Origin of the sequence: Streptomyces panaciradicis (assembly GCF_023516615.1) — a bacterium.
GTDB classification, from domain to species: Bacteria; Actinomycetota; Actinomycetes; order Streptomycetales; family Streptomycetaceae; genus Streptomyces; species Streptomyces panaciradicis.
The window spans coordinates 57,953-83,722 of record NZ_JAMGBF010000042.1 but is presented as its reverse complement, the minus strand read 5'-3'; the positions used below and the strand labels follow the sequence as shown (position 1 = coordinate 83,722).

The window sequence follows — 25,770 nt, the reverse complement described above, 5'->3', positions numbered from 1 at the left end:
GACCGCAACGCGTGTGCGTCTGCTCAGGGCTCCGCGGAGCCCCTTCCGGCCGAGTGCTCCGCCAGCCGGTCGAGAAACGCGGCCTGCGCCTTGACGATCACCTCGCGGCCCCGGTCCAGGCCGAACCAGGCCACGCGGTCCAGTTCGGGGAACTCCTGCGTCCGGCCCGACCGCGGCGGCCACTCCATGACGAACGTGCCGGGAGTGATCGCCGCCGGGTCCAGGTCGGCCTCGATCGCCCACGCCGTGACGGTCTTGCCGTTGGTCTGGCGCACCTCGCCCAGCTCCACGGCCCGCCCGTCGGGCGGCTCCAGACCCAGCTCCTCGCGGAACTCCCGGCGGGCCGCCTCCCAGGCGGGCTCGTCGGGTTCGTACTCGCCCTTCGGGACGGTCCACGCCCCGGCGTCACGTTTCGCGAAGAACGGCCCACCCATATGGCCCAGCAACACCTCCAGGCCGTCCTCGGTGTGCCGGTACAACAGCAGGCCCGCGCTGCGCCGTGCGGTCACACCCCCACCTCCGGGTGCGCGGCGAGCAGGGTCTCGACGGTGTCGGCGTCCTCGGGGCGCTTGTCCTCGCGGTAGCGCAGCACGCGGGCGAAGCGGAGGGTGACGCCGGCCGGGTAGCGGGTGGAGCGCTGCAGCCCGTCGTAGGCGATCTCGACGACGAGTTCGGGGCGTACGGTCACCACGTGGCCGCTGCTGTCGACGGCCAGTTCCCGCAGCCGCTCGGTCTGCCACTCCAGCATCGCGTCGGTCATGCCCTTGAAGGTCTTGCCGAGCATCGCGAAGCCGCCGTCCGCGGTGCGGGCGCCGAGGTGGAGGTTGGAGAGCTTGCCGGAGCGCCGGCCGTGGCCCCACTCGGCGGCCAGCACGACCAGGTCGAGGGTGTGCACCGGTTTGACCTTCAGCCAGGACGCGCCGCGCCGGCCGGCGCTGTAGGCGGCGTCGAGGGCCTTGACCACCACTCCCTCGTGGCCGCGCGCGAGGGTCGCGGCCATGAATGCCTCCGCCATGTCGCTGTCCTCGGCTCCGGTCACCAGCGCGCGGCGCACCCGCATCGGCTCCGGCACCAGCGACGCCAGTTCGGTGTGCCGCTCGGAGAACGGCAGGTCGAGCAGGTCGCGGTCGCCGACGGACAGGGCGTCGAAGAAGACGGGGGAGACGGGGACGGACTTGGCGGCCGTGGGCACGTCGACCCGCGAGCCGACGCGGCCGGCCGTCTCCTGGAAGGAGCGGGGCCGCCCGTCCTCGCCGAAGGAGATGACCTCGCCGTCCAGCACGAACCGCCGCCCCCGCAGCCGCAGCGCGGCGCCGGTCACCTCGGGGAGGCGGTCGGTGATGTCGTCGAGGGTGCGGGTGTAGACCCGTACGGCGTCGCCGTCGCGGTGCACCTGGACGCGGATGCCGTCCAGCTTCTCCTCGACGGCGCAGGCGCCGAGCTTGTCGATCGCCTCGGTCACCGAGGAGGCGGTGTGCGCCAGCATCGGCAGGACCGGGCGGCCGACGGTGAGGCGGAAGCGGTCCAGCGCCGTGGGGCCCTCGCTCAGCAGGGCCTCGGCGACGGTCTGCAGGGAGCCCGCCAGCATCACCGCCCGGCGGACGTCAACCGGCGGCGCCCCGGTGGCCTGCGCCAGCCCTTCCACGGCGACGGCGTCCAGGGCGCCCTGCCGCACCTCGCCGGTGAGCAGGCCGAACAGGAACCGCTGTTCCTCCTTGGTGGCGGCGCCCATCAACTCACCCACCAGCCGTCCTCGTTCGGCCTGCGAGCCGGGGCCCGCGACCTTGCCGAGGCCGGTGAGCAGGGCGTCCACCTCGCGCACGGTCAGGGTGGGTTCGGCGGCGGGGGCGACCGGGCGGCTGAGCACCTTCCAGCCGACGCCGAGCCGCCCCTGGGGCAGCCGTCCCGCCAGGTACGGGATCACGATCGGTACGTCGTCCGCCTCGGCGTCGCCGAAGAGTTCGGCGAGCAGGGCGATCTTCCGGGACCGCGCCGAGGTGGCGGCGACCTCCTGGGACACATGGGCCAGGCGGGCAAGCAGCATGCTGCCATGGTGCAACGCGCTCGCCCCGGTGACACCTGGACGAGCGGGTCCGGGTGCCGGCCGCGCCCGTGCGGCGGGTCCGTACCCCGACACAGCGGCCCTGCTACGGCGTCGCGTCCAGGTCGGTCATCAGCAGCTCCCCGTTGATCGTCGCGCCCGCCCGGTAGCCGCCCGCCGCCGCGTTGACGACCTGCTCGGCGAAGCCCATCGCGTTGCCGGCCGCCCAGACACCGGGCACGGTCGTCAGTCCGGTCTCGTCGACCACGGGATACGCGCCGAAGGGCGTCTCGCGCAGTTCGGCGCCGAGCCGCTCCAGCAGATCCGTCCGCGGCACCGCCCGGGGTGCGACGAAGACGACCTCGCGCGCGTGCGTCGTGCCGTCCGCCAGCCGGACGCCGGTCAGCCGGTCGTCCTCGACGACCAGCTCCGAGACCTCGCCCGGCACCACCTTCACGCCGGCCGCGGCCAGCCTGCGCAGGTCGTCGTCCGTCAGCTCCCGCTCCTGGACGGTGTGCAGGAAGAACGTCACGTCCTTCGACCACTGGGACACCATCAGCGCCTGGTGCACGCCCATCGGGGTGGTGGCCAGCACGCCGAAGGCCCGGTCGCGCACCTCCCAGCCGTGGCAGTACGGGCAGTGCAGCACATCGCGGCCGAACCGCTCGGCGACCCCGGGGACCGCCGGCGGCTCGTCCTTCAGGCCGGTGGCCACGACGAGGCGCCGGCCCCGGACGGTCCGGCCGCTCGCGAGCGAGACGGTGAAGCCGGGGGCGACGTCCACCGCCCGGTCCCGGACCAGGTCGACGCCGTAGCGGGCGATCTCCTCCCGGCCGGCGGCCAGGAACTCGGCCGGCGGCATGCCGTCCCGGGTCAGATAGCCGTGCATATGGGCGGCGGGCGCGTTGCGCGGCTCGCCGGCGTCGACGACCAGGGTGCGGCGCCGGGCCCGGCCCAGCACCAGCGCGGCGGAGAGCCCCGCCGCTCCGCCGCCGACGACGATCACTTCGTACTGCTCGGTCATGGGTGACCACCTCCACGCCCGACGGTCGCCGAACCGATGCCGGTTTGACAAACGCGTTTGCCGAAACTGCAATGGCTTCATGACGGACGACACGGACGGTGTCCTCGCGGAGGTCGGTCCCCGGCTGCGCCGCATTCGCAAGGAGCGAGGGGTCACGCTCGCCGGTCTGGCGACGGCGACCGGCATCTCGGTGAGCACGCTGTCCCGGCTGGAGTCGGGGCTGCGCAGACCCAGTCTGGAGCTGCTGCTGCCGATCGCGCGGGCGCACCAGGTGCCGCTGGACGAGCTGGTGGGCCAGCCGCGGACGGAGGATCCGCGCGTCCACGGCAAGCCGGTCGTCCGCCACGGCCGCACCTTCTGGCCGCTCACCCGGCAGCCCGGTGGACTGCAGGCGTTCAAGGTGCTGGTGCCCCGCAGCACGGAGGAACCCGAGCCGCGCACCCACGAGGGCTACGAGTGGATGTACGTGCTGTCCGGGCGGCTGCGGGTGGTGCTCGGCGAGCACGACGTGGTGCTCGCGGCGGGGGAGGCGGCGGAGTTCGACACCCGGGTGCCGCACTGGTTCGGCTCGACCGGGGAGGGGCCGGTGGAGTTCCTGAGCCTGTTCGGGCCCCAGGGGGAGCGGATGCACGTGCGGGCACGGCCCAAGCGGGCGTGACCCGCCCGGACGGCAAGGCCCCGCGGGTGACCCGGCCCGCGGGTCAGGCCGGGGTGTTCGGCCGGCCGTCGGACGTCGTGCGGTCGGCCTCGGCGTGCGCCAGCATCGACAGCAGGGACGCCACGGTCAGGCCGGCCTCGGCCGGGTGGCGCAGGACCATGCTCGGCTCGATGCGGTAGGTGTTGGTGCGCCCCTCCCGGACATGGGAGAGGTAGCCGTCCCGCTCCAGGTCGGAAATGATCTTCTGCACGGCACGTTCCGTGAGCCGGCAGTGCGCGGCGATGTCGCGGATCCTGGCGCTCTGGTTGTCGGCGATCGCGGCCAGCACGCGTGCGTGATTCGTCAGAAACGTCCATCCGGTGTGTGACTCGGGCACTCCATCCATGCCTCCACTCTAGCGAGCGACCATTCACGTATTCAAAAACCGGAACGCGATTTCGTGTATTGGTTGACGTGCTTGGGGCACAAGAGGGAATCTGAGGGGGCCATGCAGACGTGTACACGAGGGAGAAGGGCCATGCCGGAATCCGCGGACTCGGCGCAGCCCCTCACCGCACAGGAGTCCCCGGGACGGTCGCCCGGCGACGGTCCGCGCGCCGCGGTGCCGTGTCTGGCCGCGATCGAGTCCGTCACCGAAGGCGACCGCGCGCTGGTCACCGTGCACGGTGAGCTCGACGTCGGCGGCGCCGGGCTGCGGACCGCGCTCGGTGACGTCCTCGACCGCTCGGCCACCGGAATCGACCTCGACCTGACCGCGGTCGGCTTCTGCGACTGCGGCGGCCTGAACCTCCTGCTCGACCTGCGGCGGCAGGCCCTCGACCGGGGCAAGACCGTCGGGGTGCGGGCCTGGAGCCCGGCGGTGGCCCGGCTGTTCGAACTGACCGGCACGCGCGAGCTGTTCACGCCCTCCGCCCCCGGCGGACGGGGCGCCGTCGCCGTCGCCGAGGCCCCGGTCCGGCGCGCGGACGCCGATCAGGAGCTGCGCACGGAGGTCGCCCAGCTGCGCCGGGCCATGCGGACCCGGCCCGTCATCGACGTGGCCCGCGGCATCCTGATGGCGAGCTTCGGACTGAGCGCCGACGCCGCCTGGGCCGTCCTCGTCACCGCCTCCCAGAACAGCAACACCAAGCTGCACCAGCTCGCCCAGGACCTGATGGGCGCCGTCGACGGCTCCGCGCTGTCCGCGGAGGTGCGGCAGCGGATGGCGGACGCCGTCGCCCTGGTGCGGGAGCGGCAGGACGGCACCAGGCCCTCGGTGTAGGACCCCGGGGTGTGACCTTCCCGGCAGTCCTGTTCCCTCCATGGCAAGCGACCGCTTAGTATGCGGTGGATCCCGGTCGATACCCCGGTCCGACGACGCTGTCCCGTGGAGGCACCGCATGCAGGCATGGCAAGTGCACGAGCTCGGCGAGCCGAGTGAGGTGATGCGGCTCCAGGACGTCCAGGCGCCCACCCCCGGCGACGGCCAGGTGCTGCTCAAGGTGCGGGCCGCCAACATCAACTTCCCGGACGTGCTGATGGCCCGCGGCCACTACCAGGTGCGCCCGCCGCTGCCGTTCACGCCCGGCGTGGAGATCTGCGGCGAGACCGAGGACGGCCGCCGCGTGCTGGCCAACCCCGCGCTGCCGTACGGCGGTTTCGCCGAGTACGCCGTCGCGGACGCCGCCGCGCTGCTGCCCGCCCCGGACTCGCTGGACGACGCCGAGGCCGCCGCCCTGCACATCGGCTACCAGACGGGCTGGTTCGGTCTGCACCGCCGCGCCCGTCTGGAAGCCGGCGAGACGCTCCTCGTCCACGCCGCCGCCGGAGGGGTCGGCAGCGCGGCCGTGCAGCTCGGCAAGGCCGCCGGGGCGACGGTCATCGGTGTCGTCGGCGGGGCCGACAAGGCCGCCGTGGCCCGCGAGCTGGGCTGTGACGTGGTCGTCGACCGCAAGAGCGAGGACGTCGTCGCCGCGGTCAAGGAGGCGACCGGCGGCCGGGGTGCCGACGTCATCTACGACCCGGTGGGCGGCGAGGCCTACACCCAGTCCACCAAGGTCGTCGCCTTCGAGGGCAGGATCGTCGTCGTCGGCTTCGCCGGCGGCTCCATCCCCAGCCCCGCGCTCAACCACGCGCTGGTGAAGAACTACTCGATCCTGGGCCTGCACTGGGGGCTGTACAACACCAAGAACCCGAAGCTGGTCCTGCACTGCCACGAGCAGCTCACCGAACTGGCCGCCCGGGGCGCCATCAAGCCGCTGGTGAGCGAGCGCGTGCCGCTCGGCGAGGCGGCCGCCGCCGTGCAGCGCGTCGCCGACGGTGTCACCACCGGCCGGGTCGTCGTCGTCCCGTCCCTCGCGAACGGAGCCGCCGCATGAGCGTCGACGCAGCCGAACTCCGGCGGCGCACCGCCGAGTTGCTGAAGGCGCATCCGCCGGCCACGACCGACCGGCCGGACTTCCTCCGCGCCCGCTTCGACGCGGGACTGGCGTGGGTGCACTACCCGGAGGGCCTCGGCGGCCTCGGCGCCCCGCGGACCCTCCAGGCCGTGGTGGACGCCGAGCTGGAGGCCGCGGGCGCCCCCGACAACGATCCCCGCAGGATCGGCATCGGCCTCGGCATGGCCGCGCCGACGATCCTCAAGTACGGCACCGAGGAGCAGAAGCAGCGCTATCTGCGGCCCTTGTGGACCGGCGAGGAGGTCTGGTGCCAGCTCTTCAGCGAGCCCGGCGCCGGCTCCGACCTGGCCGCGCTCGGCACGCGGGCCGTTCGGGAGGGCGAGGACTGGGTCGTCAACGGGCAGAAGGTGTGGACCTCCAGCGCCCACCTCGCCCGCTGGGCCATCCTCATCGCCCGCACCGACCCGGACGTGCCCAAGCACGCCGGCATCACCTACTTCCTGTGCGACATGACCGACCCCGGCGTCGAGGTCCGCCCGCTGCGGCAGATCACCGGCGAGGCCGAGTTCAACGAGGTCTTCCTCACCGACGTCCGCATCCCCGACTCCCGCCGCCTCGGCGAGGTCGGCGACGGCTGGCGGGTCGCGCAGACCACGCTCAACAACGAGCGCGTCGCCATCGGCGGCATGCGGCTGCCCCGCGAGGGCGGCATGATCGCCCCGGTCGCGAAGACCTGGCGCGAGCGGCCCGAACTGCGCACCCACGACCTGCACCAGCGGCTGCTGAAGCTGTGGGTGGAGTCCGAGGTGGCCCGGTTCACCGCCGAGCGGCTGCGCCAGCAGCTCGTCGCCGGACAGCCCGGCCCGGAGGGCGCCGGCATGAAGCTCGCCTTCGCCCGCCTCAACCAGGAGATCAGCGGCCTGGAGGTGGAACTGCGCGGCGAGGAGGGCCTGTTGTACGACGACTGGACCATGCGCCGGCCCGAACTGGTGGACTTCACCGGCCGCGACGCCGGCTACCGCTACCTGCGCTCCAAGGGCAACAGCATCGAGGGCGGGACCAGCGAGGTCCTGCTGAACATCGTCGCCGAGCGCGTCCTGGGCCTGCCCGCCGAGCCGCGCACCGACAAGGACGTCGCCTGGAAGGACCTGGCCCGATGACCGACCTGCTGTACTCGGAGGAGGAAGAGGCGCTCCGGGCCGCCGTACGGGACCTGCTCGCCGACCACTGCGACGCGCCCGGCGTCATCGCGCGCACCGAGTCCGACGCCCCGCACGACCTCGCCGCCTGGAAGGCGCTCGCCGACGGCATGGGCCTCGCCGGCCTGCTGGTGCCCGAGGCACAGGGCGGGCAGGGCGCCGGCCACCGCGAAGTGGCGGTCGTGCTGGAGGAACTGGGGCGGGCCGTCGCCCCCGTGCCCTACCTCACCAGCGCGGTCGTCGCCACCGAGGCCCTGCTGGAGTGCGGGGACGAGGAACTGCTCGGCCGGCTGGCCTCCGGGCGGACCGTGGCGGCCCTCGCGGTCGGGCTGCATCGCGCCCCGGGCACCGCCTTCGCCGTCGCACGGCTGGAGAACGGCACCCTGCACGGGGAGCTGACCGGCGTCGCGGACGCGGCGGCGGCCGACGTGCTGCTCGTGCCGGCCGAGGACGGCGGCCTGTACGCCGTGCAGGCGTCCGACGCCACCGTCACCCCGCAGGTCTCCCTCGACCTCACCCGGCCGCTGGCCGGCGTCGTCCTCACCGGCGCCCCCGGCCGCCGCCTCGGGGACGCCGATCCCGCCGTGCGACGGGCCCTGCGCGCCGGCGCCGGACTGCTCGCCTCCGAACAACTCGGCCTGGCGGAATGGGCGTTGACCGAGACCGTGCGCTACCTGAAGGAGCGCAAGCAGTTCAACCGTCCCGTCGGCGGGTTCCAGGCGCTCAAGCACCGGCTCGCCCAGCTGTGGCTGGAGGTCGTCAACCTCCGCGCCGCCGCCCGCAACGCCGCCGACGCGCTCGCGACCGGCGAGGACGTGGACCTGGCCGTCGCGGTCGCCCAGGCCTACGCGGCGCCCGTCGCCGTGCACGCCGCCGAGGAGGCGCTGCAGCTGCACGCCGGCATCGGCATGACCTGGGAGCATCCGATCCACCTGTACCTCAAGCGCGCCAAGGCCGACTCGATCGCCTACGGCACGGCGGGCGCGCATCGCTCCGAGGTGGCCGAACTCGTCGACCTGCAGGCCCCCTGAGCGTCCCTCGGCGAAGCCCGGTGAAGCCCGGTGAAGCCCGCCCCACCTGGGGCGGGCTTCTTCGTGCGCTCGGCGCAAGGAGTGAACGGACGGCGGCGGTCCGGCCAACTCCTGCCATGTACAGATACTTTGGGGCTTCGGCGGCCCCATACTCCCTGTGGTTCGGACCCGCCCCACAGGGAGGCAGAACATGGCCCTCGTCACCCGCCGCAGAGCTCTCACCGCCCTCGGCGCCACGCTCGCCGCCGTCCTCGCCCCGCCCGCCGGAAGCGCCTTCGCCGCCGAACGGCGGCACCGCAAGGCCCCGTTGTGGCGCGCTCACGCCCACAACGACTACGAGCACCCCAGGCCCCTCTTCGACGCCCTCGACCACCGCTTCGGCAGCGTCGAGGCCGACATCTTCCTCGTCGGCGACCAGCTCCTGATCGGCCACACCGAGAGCGACCTCGACCCGACCCGCACCCTGGAATCGCTCTACCTCGACCCGCTGGCCGCCCTCGTCAAGGCCAACCACGGCTCCGTGTATCGCAGTTACCGCAAACCGCTGCAGCTGCTCATCGACATCAAGACCGAGGGCTCCTCCACCTACCTCGAACTCGACCGCCACTTGCGGCGCTACCGGCACCTGTTCACGACCTATGCCCACGGCCGCGTGTACCCCGGTGCGCTCACCAACGTCATCTCCGGCGACCGGGCCGCCCGCACGCCCATGGAGGCGCAGAGCGTGCGCCGCGCCTTCTACGACGGCCGGCTCACCGACCTCGGCACCCCCGCGCCCGCCTCCTTCATCCCGCTGATCAGCGACAACTGGCAGCTCAACTTCACCTGGCTCGGCGAGGGCGCCTTTCCCGACGCCGAGCGGCAGAAGCTGCGCGCCCTCCTCGCCCGGGCCCACGCGGCCGGCCAGAAGGTCCGCTTCTGGAACACCCCGGACCTGCCCGGGCCCGCCCGGGACGCGCTGTGGGCCGAACTGCTGGACGCAGGCGTCGACTACCTCAACACCGACGACCTCGCCGGCCTCGAGTCCTTCCTCGACGCCCACCGGACGGCGTAGAACCACACGTTCGGGGGACAGGTCAGCCGTGCCGACCGGCCCTCCGCTACGCCACACTTGCGGCCGAACGCCGCGAAACGGGCGTGGCGGAGGAGGTTGACGATGGCGATTTCCATCTCTGTGGTGCTGCTGCTCCTGATCCTGGCGGTGATCTTCCTGCGCAGCGGCGGGCTGAAGGTCTCCCATGCCCTGGTCTGCGCGCTGCTCGGGTTCTTCCTCGCCGGCACGAGCGTGGCGCCCACGATCCACAGTGGCGTCACGGCGACCGCCGACATCCTCGGCAGCCTGCGGCCCTGAGCCGGCCCGCGGTCAGGGCGTCGTGAACACCCCGATGCCGTTCGGCACCGGGCGTTCCGCGTCGCCCGAGGGATGGTTGCGCACGGTCACCGTGCTCGCCCCCGGAGCGCGCGCGACCAGCGTGGTGGAACCGCCGCCGTCCAGACTGAAGGCATCGGTAGCGCCCAACTCGCGCATTTCTTCGGCGACTTCGGCGATGGTCAGGCCCTTGCGGTAGTCGGGCGCGCCGTCCAGTGCGAACAGCAGCAGCCGCCTGCCGCCGTCCGTGATGCCGACGGCCGTGCGGACGGCCGAGACGGTGCCGTCCAGCCCGGGCAGCGGCTGTCCGCGCCGGAGCACGGGATAGCCGCCGAGGGCGAATCGGTAGGCGACCTTGGAGTGGGCCGCGACCAGGCGGTGCGTCACCTTCACCGGCTCGCCCTCGGCGAGTTTCCGCAAGCGCCGGGCGCCCTCCTCGCGGCCGACGAGCACCGTGGTGCCCACGGCGACGGGCCCCTGACCCGGGGTGGCGGCCGCCGCCACGACCCGGCCCCGGCGGACGGTGACCTCGTAGGTGTCCGTGCTGCACGCGGCGCCCCGGTCGGTGTCCGTGCCGCAGGTCGCGCGGACCCGGGAGGCCGCGCCCCAGTCCGAGGTGAACGCGCCGATCGAGTTCTCGGGCAGCGCGAACTGGTTGAGTCCGCGCAGCGGCAGGCGTCCGGCCGGTGTGCGGATCGTGCCCTCCAGGGCGAGGCCGTCCAGCCGGGCCCTGCGGTCGACGCCCACGCCGAACACGTCCTCGGTGCCGGTACCGGGCGGCAGGGCGGGGCCGAAGCGCTGACCGTCGGGCACCGCCGCCTTCAGGACGTGCCCCGCCGCGATCGCGGGTCCGTCGGTGGCGCCGGTCGCCTCGACGCCCGGGTGCTGGGTCTCCGAGATGTTGAAGAAGTCGCCGTTCACGCCCGCGACGGCGCCCTGCGCGTCGGCCAGCCGGGAGACCGTGGCCCGGGCGGCGACCGCCCCCGGATACAGCAGGCCGAGCCGTACGCGTGGATCGCGCAGATCGACGGTGAGCAGGTGCGCGTGGGCCGGCCCCTTGCTCCCCCGGAGGTCGAACTGCCGGTAGGTGACGCCCGGCGCGATCGCGGTGGCGGCGGACGCGGCGCCGGCCGGTGCCGCCCCCACCAGGGCCGCACCGGCCAGCGCGCCGAATGCCGTGACGAACGAGAGTACGGATCTGCCTGCTCTGGAACGCTTCTGACGGCGCGTCACTGTGCCCCCTGAGGTCTCGTCAACTCTCCGAACGCTCAGGGGAAGTGCAGCAGACCGCGGTGGTCCGCGCAGCGACTACGCGTCGACTACGCGAGAACGGGTGAGAAAACGCACCCCCTCGGGTGCCTCCAGCGAGAAACCGCTGCCGCGACCGGTGACGACGTCCACGATCAGCCGGGTGTGGCTCCACGCCGCGTACTGGCTGCGGGACATCCAGAACGTCACCGGCTCCGGCACCCCCTCCACCTCCAGCTCCGCCAGCAGCACGTCGGAGTCACCGGTGCGGAACTCGCCCTCCGGGTAGCACATGGGCGCGCTGCCGTCGCAGCAGCCGCCGGACTGATGGAACATCAGCGGGCCGTGCGTGGCCCGCAGGGCGCGCAGCAGGTCGGCGGCGGCCGGGGTGAGTTCGACGCGCGGGATCTCCTCGTCCATGCCGTCCAGAACACCACGGACAAGGTTGCGAGAGGGTTGCGCGGCAGCGGGGGCGGCGGCAGGGGCTGCGGCAGCGGGAAAAGGAGTAGCTAGGGAGCGGCCCAACACCCCAGGGAGACCAGCTGGTCCGGTGCCCAGCGTCGCTCCACCACGGCCAGCAGCTCCCAGCCGAGCCGCTCGTACAGGGCCGTCGCCGCCGTGTTGGAGACGACGACGTCGAGCACCGGATGCAGACCGCGCGCCCGCGCCTGGGCGACGGCCCGGGCCATCAGGGCGGCACCGAGACCGCGCCCGTGCGCGGCGGGCGACACGAACAGGCGCCCCACCACGGCGGTGTCCGCCACATCGACCCCGGCGCGGGCGCTCCACAGACCGGGTGCCACGTCACCGCCGTCGGGCCGCGACAGCTCCACGTGCCCGACGACACGGCCGTCGAGTTCGGCCACCCAGGCGGCCTCCATCGAACTCGGGGTGAGCCAGCGAGCGGGGTCCGCCGGCCAGTTGACCGGGTAGCCGCTGTGCCGGTGCACGGCGGCGAGAGCCGCCACACAGGCGTCGAGATCGTGGTCGGCGCGCTGCCGGACGCGGGATTCGTCGGTCGTCATGATCGGCCAGTATTCCGTGGGCCGGCAGAGGTCACCGAGTCGCCGGTGGCGGGAAGGGAACCCACAGGGCGGCCGGCCCCTCCTATCGGTTGACGCAGTGGCCGACCCGATCGAGGAGTGTCTGTTGGACGGCATCGACGCCTCCACCGCCGGACCGCGCACGGTCTCCCGCCGCCGGTTCATGGTGTACTCCCTGTCCACGGCCGGCCTCGTCGTGGCCGCCCCGCTCGGCTGCGACACCTCGACGGCCCAGGGGTCCGAACCCGCCCGCGCGCCGGCCGACACGGTGGTGACCGGCACCGACGACGAGATGCTGGTCCTGGAGGTCACCCGGGAGAACAAGGTGGTCGTACGACTGCCCCGGGTCGAGGTCGGCCAGGGCATCACGACCGCCGTCGCCATGATGATCGCCGAGGAGCTGGACGCCCGCCTCGCCGACGTCGACATCCCCCTCGCGGACGCGCGGACCAAGGGCAACCAGAACACGGGCGGCTCGGACTCCGTCCGCTCGCTGTACGACCCGGCCCGCCGGCTGGCGGCCACGGCACGCGCCCGCCTGGTGACCGCGGCCGCCCGCCGCTGGCGCGTCCCCGCCTGGAGCCTGCGCACCGAGGACACCAAGGTCATCGCCCCGGACGGCCGCACCGCCACCTTCGGCTCGCTGAGCGCGGCCGCCGCCCGCGTGCGCCGCACCTCGGTGTCCGACCGGCCCAAGCCGGCCTCCCGGCACAAACTGATCGGCCGGCCCACGAACCGCGTCGACGGCCGCGACATCGTCACCGGCAGGGCCACCTACGCCGGCGACCTGCACGTGGCCGGGGCGAAGCCGACGGTGGTCGCGAGGCCGGCGACGTTCGGGGGGAAGGTGGTCACCGTCGACGACCGGGCCGCCCGCGCCCTGCCGGGGGTCCACGCGGTCGTACGGGTCCCCGGCGGGATCGCCGTCGTGGCCGAGACCTTCCACCACGCCTTCCAGGGCCGCGACGCCCTGAAGATCAAGTGGGCGCCGGGCCCGCTGGGCTCGCTGTCCGACGCCGGCATCCGCGCCCGGCTCAAGGCCGCCGTCCCGAAGCTGGGCGCCCCGCCGCGCGGGTCGAAGCAGGTCGAGGGCGAGTTCGAGTTCGCCTTCGTCAGCCACGCCCCGATGGAGGTGCTGACGGCGATCGCGGACGTGCGCGCGCACCGGGCGGAGATGTGGTTCTCCGCCCAGGGACCCATGGCCGCCCGCGACGACATCGCCTCCGCGGTCGGCCTGCCGGCCTCGGCGGTCACGGTCCACGTCATGCGCGGCGGAGGTTCCTTCGGGCGGCGGCTGACGCATGAGGCCGCCGTCGAGGCCGCCCTGATCTCCAAGGCGGCCGGCCGGCCGGTCAAGCTCATGTGGAGCCGCAACGACGACACCCGCCACGGCCGGATGCGCCCGGCCACCCACCACCGCCTCCGCGCCAGCCACAAGGACGGCCGGGTCGTCGCCTTCGCCCACGCCATGGCCTCCGTCGACGAGTCCTACGGCAGCAAGGGCGGCGCCCGGCAGGCGCTCTTCGTCCGGCCGGCCGCCCGCCCCGCCCCCAGCGACTCCGGGCTGTACAACTTCGGCCGCCTGTCCGGGGATTCGGGTGGCGTCGAACTCGCGATGCCGGTCGGCGCCTGGCGCTCGGTGGACTCCGGGACGATGCGCACCGCGGAGGAGATCCTCGTCGACGAGATCGCCGGGAGCCTCGGCGTCGACCCGGTCGCCTTCCGCCGTACGACCCTGCGGAGCAAGGCCGTCCGGGCCGTGCTCGACAAGGTCGCCGAGGCCGGGAGCTGGAACGCGCCGCTGCCCGCCGGACACGGGCAGGGCGTCGCCGTCCACGAGGAGTACGGCTCCTGCGTTGCCTGCCTCGCCGAGATCGACGCCACCGACCCGAAGAAACCGAGGGTCGTCAAGGTGGTGATGGCCGCCGACGTCGGCACCGCCGTCAACCCGCGCGGCCTTCAGGCCCAGCTCATGGGCACCGCCGTCGACGGGATCTCCACGGTGCTGAGCGCCGGGCTGCACATCGACCGGGGCGCCGTCCGCGAGGGCAGCTTCGCCGACTTCCACTGGGCCCGCCAGCGGAACGCCCCCCTGCATTTCGAGGCGCACATCATGCCGTCCACCGCCGAGCCCGGCGGCGCGGGCGAACTCGGCGTGCCCGCCGCCTCCGGAGCCGTCGCCAACGCCTACGCCCGGGCCACCGGCACCAGACCCCGCCGCTTCCCGCTGAACTTCTGAACCTCCTTCCTGAACTTCTGAACCTCTTCGAGAAGGTGCCGATGCCGTCCTACTCCTTCGTCCTCAACGGCGAGAAGGTCACCGTCCAGGCCCCGGCCGACATGCCGCTGCTGTGGGTGCTGCGCGACCTGCTGCACGTCACCGGCCCCAAGTACGGCTGCGGCGTCGGCGTCTGCCGGGCCTGCACCAGCCACCTCGACGGCGAGGAGATCCAGCCCTGCGTCGTCAAGGTCAAGGACTGTGCCGACCGGAAGGTCACCACCATCGAGGGCCTGGCCGACGGCGACACCCTGCACCCCGTGCAGCAGGCCTGGCTCGACTGCGACGTCTCCCAGTGCGGCTTCTGCCAGCCCGGGCAGATCATGGCCGCCGTCGCCCTGCTGAAGAAGACACGCCACCCCACCGACGCCGACATCGACGGCATCGAGAACGTCTGCCGCTGCGGCACCTACGCCCGCATCCGTGAGGCGATCAACAAGGCGGCCACGAAAATCACTCCCTGAGTGGCCCGGGTCACATGGCCACGGGCGCATGGCACCGACACCATGGGGGACGTTCGTCGGCAGGCTGAAGGGAGCGGTGATGTTCCGCAAGGTGCTGGTCGCCAACCGTGGTGAGATCGCGATCAGGGCGTTCCGCGCCGGCTATGAGCTGGGCGCGCGGACGGTCGCCGTCTTCCCGCACGAGGACCGCAACTCGTTGCACCGGCTCAAGGCCGACGAGGCCTACGAGATCGGCCAGCCCGGCCACCCCGTGCGGGCCTACCTGTCGGTCGAGGAGATCGTCCGCGCCGCCCGCCGGGCCGGCGCGGACGCCGTCTACCCGGGCTACGGCTTCCTGTCGGAGAACCCCGAGCTGGCCAAGGCCTGCGAGGAGGCCGGCATCACCTTCGTCGGGCCGAGCGCGCAGACGCTGGAGCTCACCGGCAACAAGGCCCGCGCCGTCGCCGCAGCCCGCGCGGCCGGCGTGCCGGTGCTCGGCTCCTCCCAGCCCTCCACCGACGTCGACGAACTCGTGCGCGCCGCCGAGGAGATCGGCTTCCCGGTGTTCGTGAAGGCGGTCGCGGGCGGCGGCGGGCGCGGCATGCGCCGCGTCGAGGACCCGGCCGCGCTGCGCGAGTCCATCGAGGCCGCGTCCCGCGAGGCCGCCTCCGCCTTCGGCGACCCGACCGTCTTCCTGGAGAAGGCCGTCGTCGACCCCCGCCACATCGAGGTGCAGATCCTCGCCGACGGCACGGGCGACGTCATCCACCTCTTCGAGCGCGACTGCTCCCTCCAGCGCCGCCACCAGAAGGTCATCGAGATGGCGCCCGCGCCCAACCTCGACCCGGAGCTGCGGGACCGGATCTGCGCCGACGCGGTCCGCTTCGCGCGCGAGATCGGCTACCGCAACGCGGGCACGGTCGAGTTCCTCCTCGACCGCGACGGCAACCACGTCTTCATCGAGATGAACCCGCGCATCCAGGTCGAGCACACGGTCACCGAGGAGGTCACCGACGTCGACCTCGTCCAGGCCCAGCTGCGCATCGCCTCCGGCCAGACCCTCGCCGACCTGGGCCTGTCCCAGGAGACGGTCAAGCTGCACGGCGCGGCCCTGCAGTGCCGTATCACCACCGAGGACCCCGCCAACGGCTTCCGCCCCGACACCGGCCGCATCAGCGCCTACCGCTCGCCCGGCGGCTCCGGCATCCGCCTCGACGGCGGAACCACCCACGCCGGTACGGAGATCAGCGCGCACTTCGACTCGATGCTGGTCAAACTCACCTGCCGCGGACGGGACTTCAAGGCCGCGATCGGCCGGTCCCGGCGCGCCGTCGCCGAGTTCCGCATCCGCGGCGTCGCCACCAACATCCCCTTCCTGCAAGCGGTGCTGGACGACCCGGACTTCCAGGCCGGGCGGGTGACGACGTCGTTCATCGAGGAGCGCCCGCACCTGCTGACCGCCCGCTCCTCGGCCGACCGCGGCACCAAACTGCTCACCTACCTCGCCGACGTCACGGTCAACAAGCCGCACGGCGATCGGCCCGAGCTGATCGACCCGGACACCAAGCTGCCCCCGCTGCCGGCCGGTGAGCCCCCGGCGGGCTCCCGCCAACGGCTCGTCGAGCTCGGCCCCGAGGGCTTCGCCCGCGCCCTGCGCGCGTCCCCGACCATCGGCATCACCGACACCACCTTCCGCGACGCCCACCAGTCGCTGCTCGCCACCCGGGTGCGCACCAAGGACCTGCTGGCCGTCGCTCCGGTGGTGGCCCGCACGCTGCCCGAGCTGCTCTCCCTGGAGTGCTGGGGCGGAGCGACGTACGACGTCGCCCTGCGCTTCCTCGCCGAGGACCCCTGGGAGCGGCTGGCCGCCCTGCGCGAGGCCGTCCCCAACCTCTGCCTGCAGATGCTGCTGCGCGGCCGCAACACGGTCGGCTACACCCCGTACCCGACGGAGGTCACCGACGCCTTCGTGCACGAGGCCGCCGCCACCGGCATCGACATCTTCCGCATCTTCGACGCCCTCAACGACGTCGGCCAGATGCGCCCCGCCATCGACGCCGTGCGCGAGACGGGCACCGCGGTCGCCGAGGTCGCCCTCTGCTACACCTCGGACCTGTCCGACCCCGGCGAGCGCCTGTACACGCTGGACTACTACCTGCGGCTGGCGGAGCAGATCGTCGCGGCCGGCGCGCACGTCCTGGCGATCAAGGACATGGCCGGACTGCTGCGCGCCCCCGCCGCCGCGAAGCTGGTCTCGGCGCTGCGCCGCGAGTTCGACCTGCCGGTCCACCTGCACACCCACGACACGGCGGGCGGCCAGCTCGCCACCTACCTGGCCGCGATCCAGGCCGGCGCGGACGCGGTGGACGGCGCGGTCGCCTCCATGGCGGGCACCACCTCCCAGCCGTCGCTGTCGGCGATCGTCGCCGCCACCGACCACTCCGAGCGGCCCACCGGGCTCGACCTCCAGGCCGTCGGCGACCTGGAGCCGTACTGGGAGAGCGTCCGCAAGATCTACGCCCCCTTCGAGGCGGGCCTCGCCTCGCCGACCGGCCGCGTCTACCACCACGAGATCCCCGGCGGGCAGCTCTCCAACCTGCGCACCCAGGCCGTCGCGCTCGGCCTCGGCGACCGCTTCGAGGAGATCGAGTCGATGTACGCGGCCGCCGACCGGATGCTCGGCCGGCTGGTCAAGGTCACCCCGTCGTCCAAGGTGGTCGGCGACCTCGCCCTGCACCTCGTCGGCGCCGACGTCACCCCCGAGGACTTCGAGGCGACGCCGAACAGGTTCGACATCCCCGACTCGGTGATTGGCTTCCTGCGCGGCGAGCTGGGCACCCCGCCCGGCGGCTGGCCGGAGCCCTTCCGCAGCCGGGCGCTGGAGGGCCGTGCGGAGCCCCGGCCGGTCCAGGAGCTGACGCCGGAGGACCGCGAGGGCCTGGCCAAGGAGCCCCGCGCGACCCTCAACCGGCTGCTCTTCCCCGGCCCGACGCGCGAGTTCGACAGCCACCGCCAGACCTACGGCGACACCAGCGTCCTGGACAGCAAGGACTTCTTCTACGGTCTGCGCCCGGGCAAGGAGTACGCCGTCGACCTCGAACCCGGCGTCCGGCTGCTCATCGAGCTGGAGGCCGTCGGCGAGGCCGACGAGCGCGGCATGCGCACCGTGATGTCCACGCTGAACGGCCAGCTGCGGCCCATCCAGGTCCGCGACAAGGCGGCCGCCTCCGACGCGCCGGTCACCGAGAAGGCCGACCGGTCCAACCCCGGCCACGTGGCGGCGCCGTTCGCCGGTGTGGTCACGCTCGCGGTCGCCGAGGGCGACGAGGTCGACGCCGGGGCGACCGTGGCCACGATCGAGGCGATGAAGATGGAGGCCGCGATCACCGCGTCCCGGGCGGGCCGCGTGAACCGGCTGGCGATCAACCGGATCCAGCAGGTGGAGGGCGGCGACCTGCTGGTCGAGATCGGCTGAGGCGACACCACGACAGCGGCGCCCGCGGGCGGTCAGGAGTCGCGCAGGGTGCTGTGCGGCGACCGGCCGTAGGCGTCGCGGTGGAGGGCGGCGAAGCCCGTTTCCCTTCCCCGCGTGTGACCTGCACCGCCCGGGGAACCCGGGGCGCGCCCGAGGCAGGGAGTACGGGCGGTCCAGGGAGGTTCCATGAGCGGGCAGACCGCGCAGTACGACCACGGGGGCGCCCCTCTCGCGGGGTACGCCACCCTCGCCGCCGCCTTCACGGCCGGTGTCACCGCCTTCGCCGCGTTCGTACGGCGGCGGGGGATCCGGCCGCCCAGTGAGGTCCCGCCCTGGGACGTCGCCCTCGAGGGCGCGGCGACGTACAAGGCGTCCAGGCTGCTGACCAAGGACGAGATCACGAGCTTCGTCCGGGCGCCGTTCGCCCGCCGCAGCGGCGAGGGCGAGGGCCCGGAGGTCATGGACGAGCCGCGGGGGCACGGCGTGCACCGCGCCGTCGGCGATCTGGTGACCTGTCCGTTCTGCACGTCCGTCTGGGCGGCCGGCGTGCTGGTGTGCGGATACACCGTCGTGCCCCGCGCCACCCGGCTGGTCTGCGCGGGACTCGGCGCCGTGACCATGGCGGACTGGCTGCAGTACGCCTGGACCTGGACCCAGCAGGCGGCCGAGGACTGAGCACCGGCCCCCGGCACGCTCCCGTCAGCCGAAGGACAGCGGGTAGCGGTGAACGGGTGGCAGGTCCCGCAGGACGCCGGGCCGGAAGACATCGATGACGTGCGCGCTCGGCGTGAACAGGGGTTCGGCGAGGGCCGGCAGGCGGTCGACGTCGTGCCACTCCCAGCGATGGACCAGGTGCGGCTCGGTGACGGACGGTTCGCCCTGGTACGCCGTGACGTGGACGGCGGCCGTGAGGCGGGGCATCCCGTGCGCGCGGTCCATCAGCAGGGCCGGCAGCCGCACCCCGTCGCGGTCGGCCTTCAGCCCGGTCTCCTCCTGAAGCTCCCGCACGGCCGTGTCGCGGAAGTCCTCGCCCGGCTCGTTCTTGCCGCCGGGCAGCTCCCACACCCCGCGGGTCGACCAGCCCAGCAGGAGCCGGCCGGCCGGATCGGTCACCACGACGCCGGCGCCGGTGAGAGCGTGCGGCGAAGGCCGTCCCTTGTCGGCGTACATGAGCCTCCCTGCCCGGTGGGTCGGCCCTGTGCCGGGCCGGTCGACGAGTGCCTACCCAGCGCGGGAGGGCACAGTCCCCGGGCGCGGCGCTGGGGGCGCGCCGGTCAGACAGAGCCCGGTGTTCCGGGCGGCCCGGAACCGGTGCCCCCGGGGCCGTCGACGCTCGCGCCCCTCTCGCTCTCCCCGACGAGGACCCGCACGTCCCACGGGCCGAGCCGTACCGTGGCGCCCGAGGTGAGGCGGCTGCCGTCCAGCACGTCGGACAGCTCCGACGGGGCCTGAACCGTGGCAGGCTCCCAGCTCCAGTTGTGAACCACGTGCACGCGGCGCCCGTCGACGGCCGTGCCGGTCGTCGCGGTGACGGACTCCGGAAGGTCCTGCCACGGAGAGCGCGCCCGCGGCGCCAGCCAGGCGGCCAGCGCCCGGGCCAGATCACGCCCGGGCACGGTGCCGACGTGGGTGACGCGGCCCTGGCCGTGGCGGCGCGTGGTGACGGCGGGCCAGCGGCCGAAGTGCGGATGGTCGTACGTCACCAGCACCTCGGCATCGGTCACGGTGAGGCCGTCGGCCCAGTAGGTGGCCACGGCCGTCTCCGGCAGCCGCAACTCCCCGCCGGGGACGGCACGGACGGGTATGTCCCGCACCAGATCGCTGAACTCGTCGTACGACACCCCCGCTGCCTCCGTCAGACGTCCGGGCGCCGGTTCGGTGCGCGCCCGTGCCTCGTGGTCGGCGTAGCCGGTGCGAGACCCGGCCCCACTCGCGGTTCAGGGTCTCCACGTCGCCGTACTTGTGCCGCAGATGGTCCACGAAGCGCTGGAAGACGCCGTGGTTGTGCAGGAGTTCCGGGCCGGGTTCGTTGTCCACCTGGAAGCCGATGACCGCCGGATGGTCCGCGTACCGGGCGACGATCGCGCGGACGACGCGCTCGGCGTGGAAGCGGAACGCGGGGTGGGTGAAGTCCACTTCCTGCCGGGCGCCCCAGCCGATGCGCTCGCCGGTGCGCCGTTCACCGGTGATCTCGGGGTACTGGCGCGCCAGCCACGGCGGGACGGCGTACGTCGGCGTGCCGAGGACGACGGAGATGCCGCGCTCGTGCGCGCCGTCCAACACCGGCTCCAGTCAATCGAGTTCGAACCGTCCGTTCTCCGGCTCCCAGGTCGACCAGACCGACTCGCCCACCCTGATCACGCTGAAGCGAGCCTCGGCCATCAGGTCGAGGTCGGCCTTCAGGCGTTCGGCGGGCCGTGCGGTGCCATGGGCGGGTCGGTACTCGTGGTAGTACGCGGCGCCGAACAGGACGCGGCCGGGCAGAGCCGCCATGAGGGGAACCTCCGGGGAGAGGTCGTCCCGGTGGGTCAGGAGGGCTGGACCTCCTCGAAGACGGCGAGGGCTTCGGCGGGGTCGGGGCTCACCAGGCGTTCCAGGCCGGCCGTCGTGATCTTCGCCCACTTCTCGGCCCGGGCCCACATCCGTTCCTCGAAGGCGCGGACGGCCGCGTCCAGATCTGCCGGGCCGGTGGCGACGGCCTTGGTGAGGCCGGCGGCCCCGGAGTCCGCCGCGATGGCCTCGGCGAGTTCGGCGCCCTCCAGCATCGCGAGGTTCGCGCCCGCGCCCAGCGGGGGCATCAGATGCGCGGCGTCGCCCAGGAGCGTCACGCCCGGGACGTGGGGCCAGGTGTGGGAGACCGGCAGGACGTACAGGGGGCGGTGGGCGAAAGCGGCGCCCTGGCGCAGGAGTTCGAGAACGGCAGGGGCCCAGCCCTCGTACAGGGTCAGCAGGCCCGATCGCACCGCCTCGGCGTCGGACAGGTCGAGGTGGGCGTGCCAGTCCAGCGGTGCGCGGAACTGGGCGTACACCTTGACGTGCCCGCCGCTGTTGCGCTGGGCGACGAGGTTCCGGTTCACGCCGTACACGGCCATGGACCCCTCCCCGACCATCCGGGCGAGATCGGGGTGGCGGGTGTCGACGTCGTCCAGGGAGGTCTCCATCGCGGTGACGCCGGTGTAGCGCGGCGTCTCCTGTGAGACCGCCGGCCGGACCCGCGACCAGGCGCCGTCGGCACCGACCACGAGGTCGAACGTCTCCTGCCGCCCGTCCGCGAAATGGACCAGTACGCCGTCCCCGGTCCCCGGCGTCACCCGCGTCACGGCCCGCCCCCACTGCACGTCGAGCGGGCCGAGCAGCAGGTCGCGGAGCTGCCTGCGGTCGATCTCGGGGTTGGCCCGCTCGTCCGGACGCGGCCGCCAGTCGCGCAGGACCGTCCCGTCCGTGTCCAGGATGCGCATGGCCTGCCCTTCGGGACGGGACAGCGCCAGGAACTCCGTGAGCAGCCCCGCCTTGTCCATCGCGAGCTGGCCGAGCCCTTCGTGCAGGTCCAGCGTGCCGCCGGGTGGGCGGGCGTCGGGGGAGGCGTCGCGTTCGAAGACGGTGACGGGGTGGCCGTGGCGGTGCAGCACCCGGGCGAAGGTGAGGCCTCCGGGGCCACTTCCGACTACGGCAATACGATGTCTCATGTCGATACACTGTATTTCTCGCTTACGATGCACCGCAAGCAACAGAACGGTGTGATCATGACTGTGTGGGACCGGCCCGAACCGCCGGCTCGCCCCGCGCCGCTCGACCGGGAGCGGATCGTCGCCGCCGCCGTCGCGCTGGCCGACGAGGGCGGCCTGGAGGCGGTGTCCTTGCGCAAGGTCGCCGCCCGGCTCAACGCCGGACCGATGCGGCTCTACGGCTACATCTCCACCAAGCAGGAACTGTTCGACCTCATGGTCGACGAGGTCCAGGCCGAAATCCTCCCCGAGGAACCGCCCGGTGACTGGCGGGAGGCGCTGAGCACCCTCGCCCACCGCACCAGGCAGGCCGCCCTCCGGCACGAATGGCTGGCCGACCTGCTCGGCGGCCGCCCGAGCCTGGGCCCGAACGGCCTCGCCGTGACCGAGGCCACCCTGGCCGCCCTCGACGGCTTCGCCGATATCGACACGGTCATGCGCGCCGTAGAGACCGTCGGCGCCTACTTCACCGGCGCGATCCGGCGCGAGATCGCGAACATCCGTGCCGAGCGGGCCACTGGCCTGTCGAAACGCGAATGGCAGCGAGCCTCTGGCCCCCACGTGACGCGCATGCTGGCCACGGGCCGCTTCCCGGCGCTGAGCAGGGCCGTGCACGACGGCACGGACGTGGACGCCGAGACCACCTTCACGACCGGCCTGGACTGGGTCCTCGACGCCGTGGCCGTGAAACTGCAGGGCGCCTGACCCGTTGATCGGCGATCGACCGGGTCAGGCGCCTTGCGAGTACGGCTGTGGCTGTCGTCGAGATTGCGTCTGCGGCTGGGGCTAGAAGAAGCCGAGCTTCTTCGGCGAGTACGACACCAGCAGGTTCTTGGTCTGCTGGTAGTGCTCCAGCATCATCTTGTGCGTCTCGCGGCCGATGCCCGAACCCTTGTAGCCGCCGAACGCCGCGTGCGCCGGGTAGGCGTGGTAGCAGTTCGTCCAGACGCGGCCCGCCTGGATCGCACGGCCCGCCCGGTACGCCGTGTTGATGTCACGCGTCCACACACCCGCACCGAGCCCGTACAGCGTGTCGTTGGCGATCTTGATGGCGTCGTCGAAGTCGTCGAACGACGTCACGGACACGACCGGTCCGAAGATCTCCTCCTGGAAGATCCGCATCCGGTTGTCGCCCTCGAAGATCGTCGGCTGGACGTAGTAACCGCCCTTCAACTCGCCGTCGTACTCGATGCGTTCGCCGCCGGTGAGGATCTTCGCGCCCTCCTGCCGGCCGATGTCCAGGTAGGAGAGGATCTTCTCCAGCTGGTCGTTGGAGGCCTGCGCGCCGATCATCGTGTCCGTGTCCAGCGGGTGGCCCGTCTTGATCTGCTCGGTCCGGGCGACCGCCGCCTCCATGAACTCGGCGTAGTGGCCGCGCTGCACCAGCGCCCTGGACGGGCAGGTGCACACCTCGCCCTGGTTGAGCGCGAACATCGTGAAACCCTCGAGCGCCTTGTCCCGGAAGGCGTCGTCGGCCGCGGTGACGTCCTCGAAGAAGATGTTCGGGGACTTGCCGCCGAGCTCCAGGGTGACCGGGGTGATGTTCTCCGACGCGTACTGCATGATCAGACGGCCGGTCGTGGTCTCCCCGGTGAACGCCACCTTCGCCACCCGCGGGCTGGACGCCAGCGGCTTGCCCGCCTCCACGCCGAAACCGTTGACGATGTTGATCACGCCCGGCGGGAGCAGATCGGCGACCAGGCTCAGCCAGTAGTGGATGGACGCCGGGGTCTGCTCGGCCGGCTTCAGCACGACCGCGTTGCCCGCGGCCAGCGCCGGCGCCAGCTTCCAGGTCGCCATCAGGATGGGGAAGTTCCACGGGATGATCTGCGCGACCACCCCGAGCGGCTCGTGGAAGTGGTACGCCACCGTGTCCTCGTCGACCTCGCCGAGCGAACCCTCCTGCGCCCGGATCGCGCCCGCGAAGTAGCGGAAGTGGTCGATGGCGAGCGGGATGTCCGCGGCCAGCGTCTCCCGGATCGGCTTGCCGTTCTCCCAGCTCTCCGCGACCGCGAGCTTCTCGAGGTTGGCCTCCATACGGTCGGCGATCTTCAGCAGGACGTCGGAGCGCTGGGTCATCGACGTACGTCCCCACGCCGGAGCCGCCGCGTGCGCCGCGTCGAGCGCCCGTTCCACGTCCTCCGCGGTGCCGCGCGCGATCTCGGTGAACGGCTGCCCGTTCACCGGGGACGCGTTCTCGAAGTACTGCCCCCGGGCCGGCGGCACGTACTCGCCCCCGATGAAGTGGTCGTAGCGCGCCTGGTAGGAGACGATCGCGCCCTCGGTGCCGGGCGCCGCGTAACGGGTCATGCTGGTGCTCCTTCAGAAGCGCTGCCCGCCGTTGGGCAGCTTTCCTGCGGAGGCTAGGGACGGGGACGTTGCAACCACGTTGCCGGTCGGCCGGGCGGGGTTGCGGCGGGGAGCTCGTCGGTCAGCGCGGGCGCGCCGTCGGTGCCGCCAGTTCCGTCTCCAGTGCCGTCAGCCGCGACCGTACCGCCGGCGTCGGGCGGACCGCGGCGAGCGCCCGCCACACGTCGAGGTCGTCCTCGCCCCAGGGCGCGTGCGCCCAGTCCGCGAGGAGGTCCGGGTCACGGCGGGCGATCAGCGCCGTGCGCAGGCCGTCGGCGAGGCGCTGCCTGAGCCGCACCACCGCCGGGGCGTGCGAACCGGGCAGCAGCGGTCCCGCGTACGCCCTCGCGGCCGCCGTGACCGCCCCGGTCTCCAGCCGTCGCTCGACCACGGCGACGTCGCACTCCACCGGCACCGTCAGCCGGTAGGGCCGCGAGGCCAGCAGCCCCGGGCCCAGGACCCTGCGCAGCCGGGCCAGTTCGGCACGCAACGTCACCGGCGTCACCGACTCGTCCTCGTACAGCGCGCACAACAGCTCGTCGCCGGTCAGCCCCTCCGGGCGTCGCGCCAGCAGCACGAGGATCTCGCTGTGCCGACGGCTGAGCCGGATCCGGCGCCCGTCGATGCGGAGCTGGGCCTCATCCCGGCCCAGCACGGTCAGCTCGGGCGTGTCGGTGCCGGGCCGCTCCGGCACGAGCAGTGCCAGCTGCGACTCGGCGGCCCGGGCCACGGCCTGCACGAAGCCCAGGCTGTGCGGATGCGCCAGCCCGTCGCCACCGGTGATGTCCACGGCGCCGAGCACCCGCCCGGTCCGTGGATCGTGCACCGGGGCCGCCGCGCAGGTCCAGGGCTGCACCCGCCGGATGAAGTGCTCGGCCGCGAACACCTGCACCGGCCGGTCCACGGCGACCGCGGTCCCCGGCGCGTTCGTCCCCATCGCGGTCTCCGCCCACCGGGCGCCCGGTACGAAGTTCATCCGGCCCGCGTGCCGCCGGGTCGTCGGATGGCCCTCGACCCACAGCAGCCTGCCGTGCGCGTCGCACACCGCCAGCAGATGCTCGCCGTCGGCGGCGAACGTCCCCATCAGCTCCCGGAACAGCGGCATCACCCGCGCCAGCGGATGCTCGGCCCGGTAGGCGCCGAGGTCGCCGTCCATCAGGTCCACGTCCGCCAGTCCGTCGGGCCCCACGCCGGCCCGCGCCGAACGCCGCCACGACTCGGCCACGACCGAACGCACCGGGCGGGTCACGGTGCCCGCCTCGGTGAACGTCTCGTGCGCCCGGCGCAGCATCCGTGTGCGCTCGGTGAGGTCGGCCCCCGGCTCCAGGGCAACCCACGGATCGGTCAACTCGGCCTCCCCGGAAAACGATGCGGCTGGGGACATCGTCACTCCGGGTACGCGTCCCGACAACCGTTTCGACCACGATCACCCGGACGAAGCGCCGGTCTCTCGTGTGTCGAGCGAACCGGTTCCTCGTGTGTCGAGCGAACCGGTCCCTCGTGCGTCGA

The 25,770-nt window shown here is 73.1% G+C and carries 23 protein-coding genes and 1 pseudogene; 12 read left to right on the top strand and 12 right to left on the bottom strand.

Going from position 1 to position 25,770, the window contains the following annotated elements; genetic code table 11:
- Positions 1 to 23: 23 nt before the first annotated feature.
- The 3 genes from M8J74_RS16760 to M8J74_RS16750 all read right to left on the bottom strand — a co-directional run bounded on the left by M8J74_RS16760 (position 24) and on the right by M8J74_RS16750 (position 3,065).
- Positions 24 to 509 (bottom strand): NUDIX hydrolase, encoded by a 486-nt coding sequence (locus M8J74_RS16760; RefSeq protein ID WP_249837175.1) that lies wholly within the window; start codon positions 507 to 509, stop codon positions 24 to 26.
- The gene (locus M8J74_RS16755) at positions 506 to 2,044 is read right to left on the bottom strand and encodes an ATP-dependent DNA ligase (protein ID WP_249837174.1); all 1,539 of its coding nucleotides are present in this window, start codon (positions 2,042 to 2,044) and stop codon (positions 506 to 508) included. The genes M8J74_RS16760 and M8J74_RS16755 overlap by 4 nt, the downstream gene beginning before the upstream one ends.
- A 103-nt stretch (positions 2,045 to 2,147) precedes the next feature.
- Positions 2,148 to 3,065: an NAD(P)/FAD-dependent oxidoreductase gene (locus M8J74_RS16750; RefSeq protein WP_249837173.1), complete on the bottom strand. Its 918-nt coding sequence runs from the start codon at positions 3,063 to 3,065 to the stop codon at positions 2,148 to 2,150.
- A 79-nt stretch (positions 3,066 to 3,144) separates the two neighbouring features.
- Between M8J74_RS16750 and M8J74_RS16745 the strand changes: the two genes are divergently transcribed.
- Positions 3,145 to 3,723 (top strand): helix-turn-helix domain-containing protein, encoded by a 579-nt coding sequence (locus M8J74_RS16745; RefSeq protein WP_058926775.1) that lies wholly within the window; start codon positions 3,145 to 3,147, stop codon positions 3,721 to 3,723.
- Between the two features lie 43 nt (positions 3,724 to 3,766).
- Here the strand turns inward: M8J74_RS16745 and M8J74_RS16740 are convergent, their stop codons facing one another.
- On the bottom strand, positions 3,767 to 4,108 hold the full coding sequence (locus M8J74_RS16740) for a helix-turn-helix transcriptional regulator (protein WP_249837172.1): 342 nt from the start codon (positions 4,106 to 4,108) through the stop codon (positions 3,767 to 3,769).
- A gap of 132 nt (positions 4,109 to 4,240) precedes the next feature.
- On the opposite strand from M8J74_RS16740, the gene M8J74_RS16735 reads away from it, so the two are divergent.
- The 6 genes from M8J74_RS16735 (at position 4,241) to M8J74_RS16710 (ending at position 9,682) form a co-directional block, all read left to right on the top strand.
- Positions 4,241 to 4,984: an ANTAR domain-containing protein gene (locus M8J74_RS16735; RefSeq protein ID WP_249837171.1), complete on the top strand. Its 744-nt coding sequence runs from the start codon at positions 4,241 to 4,243 to the stop codon at positions 4,982 to 4,984.
- Between the two features lie 118 nt (positions 4,985 to 5,102).
- Complete coding sequence (locus tag M8J74_RS16730) at positions 5,103 to 6,080, top strand: NADPH:quinone oxidoreductase family protein (protein WP_249837170.1); 978 nt, start codon at positions 5,103 to 5,105, stop codon at positions 6,078 to 6,080.
- Positions 6,077 to 7,261: an acyl-CoA dehydrogenase family protein gene (locus M8J74_RS16725; RefSeq protein ID WP_249837169.1), complete on the top strand. Its 1,185-nt coding sequence runs from the start codon at positions 6,077 to 6,079 to the stop codon at positions 7,259 to 7,261. Before M8J74_RS16730 ends, M8J74_RS16725 begins: the two co-directional genes overlap by 4 nt.
- On the top strand, positions 7,258 to 8,331 hold the full coding sequence (locus M8J74_RS16720; RefSeq protein WP_249837168.1) for an acyl-CoA dehydrogenase family protein: 1,074 nt from the start codon (positions 7,258 to 7,260) through the stop codon (positions 8,329 to 8,331). The genes M8J74_RS16725 and M8J74_RS16720 overlap by 4 nt, the downstream gene beginning before the upstream one ends.
- A gap of 190 nt (positions 8,332 to 8,521) precedes the next feature.
- Positions 8,522 to 9,385: a phosphatidylinositol-specific phospholipase C/glycerophosphodiester phosphodiesterase family protein gene (locus M8J74_RS16715; protein WP_249837167.1), complete on the top strand. Its 864-nt coding sequence runs from the start codon at positions 8,522 to 8,524 to the stop codon at positions 9,383 to 9,385.
- 102 nt (positions 9,386 to 9,487) lie between these two features.
- Positions 9,488 to 9,682: a hypothetical protein gene (locus tag M8J74_RS16710; protein WP_058926782.1), complete on the top strand. Its 195-nt coding sequence runs from the start codon at positions 9,488 to 9,490 to the stop codon at positions 9,680 to 9,682.
- A 12-nt stretch (positions 9,683 to 9,694) separates the two neighbouring features.
- Here M8J74_RS16710 and M8J74_RS16705 read toward each other — a convergent pair whose 3' ends face one another.
- The 3 genes from M8J74_RS16705 to M8J74_RS16695 form a co-directional block, all read right to left on the bottom strand.
- Positions 9,695 to 10,933 (bottom strand): phosphodiester glycosidase family protein, encoded by a 1,239-nt coding sequence (locus tag M8J74_RS16705; RefSeq protein ID WP_249837166.1) that lies wholly within the window; start codon positions 10,931 to 10,933, stop codon positions 9,695 to 9,697.
- Between the two features lie 75 nt (positions 10,934 to 11,008).
- A complete protein-coding gene (locus M8J74_RS16700; RefSeq protein WP_249837165.1) occupies positions 11,009 to 11,368 on the bottom strand; it encodes a DUF779 domain-containing protein in 360 nt (119 codons plus the stop codon).
- Between the two features lie 89 nt (positions 11,369 to 11,457).
- Positions 11,458 to 11,973, bottom strand: coding sequence for a GNAT family N-acetyltransferase (locus tag M8J74_RS16695; RefSeq protein WP_249837164.1), 516 nt, complete (start codon positions 11,971 to 11,973; stop codon positions 11,458 to 11,460).
- 181 nt (positions 11,974 to 12,154) lie between these two features.
- On the opposite strand from M8J74_RS16695, the gene M8J74_RS16690 reads away from it, so the two are divergent.
- The 4 genes from M8J74_RS16690 to M8J74_RS16675 all read left to right on the top strand — a co-directional run bounded on the left by M8J74_RS16690 (position 12,155) and on the right by M8J74_RS16675 (position 18,862).
- Positions 12,155 to 14,230, top strand: coding sequence for a xanthine dehydrogenase family protein molybdopterin-binding subunit (locus tag M8J74_RS16690; RefSeq protein WP_249837185.1), 2,076 nt, complete (start codon positions 12,155 to 12,157; stop codon positions 14,228 to 14,230).
- Between the two features lie 41 nt (positions 14,231 to 14,271).
- Positions 14,272 to 14,733: a (2Fe-2S)-binding protein gene (locus tag M8J74_RS16685; protein WP_249837163.1), complete on the top strand. Its 462-nt coding sequence runs from the start codon at positions 14,272 to 14,274 to the stop codon at positions 14,731 to 14,733.
- Positions 14,734 to 14,812: 79 nt separating this feature from the next.
- Complete coding sequence (locus tag M8J74_RS16680; RefSeq protein ID WP_249837184.1) at positions 14,813 to 18,187, top strand: pyruvate carboxylase; 3,375 nt, start codon at positions 14,813 to 14,815, stop codon at positions 18,185 to 18,187.
- Between the two features lie 186 nt (positions 18,188 to 18,373).
- Positions 18,374 to 18,862 (top strand): DUF1360 domain-containing protein, encoded by a 489-nt coding sequence (locus tag M8J74_RS16675; RefSeq protein ID WP_249837162.1) that lies wholly within the window; start codon positions 18,374 to 18,376, stop codon positions 18,860 to 18,862.
- A gap of 24 nt (positions 18,863 to 18,886) precedes the next feature.
- Here the strand turns inward: M8J74_RS16675 and M8J74_RS16670 are convergent, their stop codons facing one another.
- The 3 genes and pseudogenes from M8J74_RS16670 to M8J74_RS16660 all read right to left on the bottom strand — a co-directional run bounded on the left by M8J74_RS16670 (position 18,887) and on the right by M8J74_RS16660 (position 21,873).
- Positions 18,887 to 19,357: a nucleotide triphosphate diphosphatase NUDT15 gene (locus tag M8J74_RS16670; RefSeq protein ID WP_249837161.1), complete on the bottom strand. Its 471-nt coding sequence runs from the start codon at positions 19,355 to 19,357 to the stop codon at positions 18,887 to 18,889.
- 104 nt (positions 19,358 to 19,461) lie between these two features.
- A pseudogene (locus tag M8J74_RS16665) lies at positions 19,462 to 20,680 on the bottom strand (beta-galactosidase).
- A 35-nt stretch (positions 20,681 to 20,715) separates the two neighbouring features.
- A complete protein-coding gene (locus M8J74_RS16660) occupies positions 20,716 to 21,873 on the bottom strand; it encodes an FAD-dependent oxidoreductase (protein ID WP_249837160.1) in 1,158 nt (385 codons plus the stop codon).
- Positions 21,874 to 21,930: 57 nt separating this feature from the next.
- Between M8J74_RS16660 and M8J74_RS16655 the strand changes: the two genes are divergently transcribed.
- Entirely contained in the window at positions 21,931 to 22,617 is a 687-nt protein-coding gene (locus M8J74_RS16655) for a TetR/AcrR family transcriptional regulator (RefSeq protein ID WP_249837159.1), read from the top strand.
- A gap of 81 nt (positions 22,618 to 22,698) precedes the next feature.
- Here the strand turns inward: M8J74_RS16655 and exaC are convergent, their stop codons facing one another.
- The gene (gene exaC / locus M8J74_RS16650; protein WP_249837158.1) at positions 22,699 to 24,222 is read right to left on the bottom strand and encodes an acetaldehyde dehydrogenase ExaC; all 1,524 of its coding nucleotides are present in this window, start codon (positions 24,220 to 24,222) and stop codon (positions 22,699 to 22,701) included.
- A gap of 121 nt (positions 24,223 to 24,343) precedes the next feature.
- Positions 24,344 to 25,609 (bottom strand): GAF domain-containing protein, encoded by a 1,266-nt coding sequence (locus tag M8J74_RS16645; RefSeq protein ID WP_249837157.1) that lies wholly within the window; start codon positions 25,607 to 25,609, stop codon positions 24,344 to 24,346.
- Between the last annotated feature and the right edge of the window lie 161 nt (positions 25,610 to 25,770).

Coding starts and splice junctions, on each gene's coding strand:
- M8J74_RS16655 (WP_249837159.1), top strand. CDS start 21,931: ATGACTGTGTGGGACCGGCCCGAACCGCCGGCTCGCCCCGCGCCGCTC.
- M8J74_RS16725 (WP_249837169.1), top strand. CDS start 6,077: ATGAGCGTCGACGCAGCCGAACTCCGGCGGCGCACCGCCGAGTTGCTG.
- M8J74_RS16710 (WP_058926782.1), top strand. CDS start 9,488: ATGGCGATTTCCATCTCTGTGGTGCTGCTGCTCCTGATCCTGGCGGTG.
- M8J74_RS16685 (WP_249837163.1), top strand. CDS start 14,272: ATGCCGTCCTACTCCTTCGTCCTCAACGGCGAGAAGGTCACCGTCCAG.
- M8J74_RS16670 (WP_249837161.1), bottom strand. CDS start 19,357: ATGTACGCCGACAAGGGACGGCCTTCGCCGCACGCTCTCACCGGCGCC.
- M8J74_RS16680 (WP_249837184.1), top strand. CDS start 14,813: ATGTTCCGCAAGGTGCTGGTCGCCAACCGTGGTGAGATCGCGATCAGG.
- M8J74_RS16675 (WP_249837162.1), top strand. CDS start 18,374: ATGAGCGGGCAGACCGCGCAGTACGACCACGGGGGCGCCCCTCTCGCG.
- M8J74_RS16660 (WP_249837160.1), bottom strand. CDS start 21,873: ATGAGACATCGTATTGCCGTAGTCGGAAGTGGCCCCGGAGGCCTCACC.
- M8J74_RS16745 (WP_058926775.1), top strand. CDS start 3,145: ATGACGGACGACACGGACGGTGTCCTCGCGGAGGTCGGTCCCCGGCTG.
- M8J74_RS16750 (WP_249837173.1), bottom strand. CDS start 3,065: ATGACCGAGCAGTACGAAGTGATCGTCGTCGGCGGCGGAGCGGCGGGG.
- M8J74_RS16735 (WP_249837171.1), top strand. CDS start 4,241: ATGCCGGAATCCGCGGACTCGGCGCAGCCCCTCACCGCACAGGAGTCC.
- M8J74_RS16695 (WP_249837164.1), bottom strand. CDS start 11,973: ATGACGACCGACGAATCCCGCGTCCGGCAGCGCGCCGACCACGATCTC.
- M8J74_RS16690 (WP_249837185.1), top strand. CDS start 12,155: ATGGTGTACTCCCTGTCCACGGCCGGCCTCGTCGTGGCCGCCCCGCTC.
- M8J74_RS16730 (WP_249837170.1), top strand. CDS start 5,103: ATGCAGGCATGGCAAGTGCACGAGCTCGGCGAGCCGAGTGAGGTGATG.
- M8J74_RS16715 (WP_249837167.1), top strand. CDS start 8,522: ATGGCCCTCGTCACCCGCCGCAGAGCTCTCACCGCCCTCGGCGCCACG.
- M8J74_RS16755 (WP_249837174.1), bottom strand. CDS start 2,044: ATGCTGCTTGCCCGCCTGGCCCATGTGTCCCAGGAGGTCGCCGCCACC.
- M8J74_RS16740 (WP_249837172.1), bottom strand. CDS start 4,108: ATGGATGGAGTGCCCGAGTCACACACCGGATGGACGTTTCTGACGAAT.
- exaC (WP_249837158.1), bottom strand. CDS start 24,222: ATGACCCGTTACGCGGCGCCCGGCACCGAGGGCGCGATCGTCTCCTAC.
- M8J74_RS16720 (WP_249837168.1), top strand. CDS start 7,258: ATGACCGACCTGCTGTACTCGGAGGAGGAAGAGGCGCTCCGGGCCGCC.
- M8J74_RS16700 (WP_249837165.1), bottom strand. CDS start 11,368: ATGGACGAGGAGATCCCGCGCGTCGAACTCACCCCGGCCGCCGCCGAC.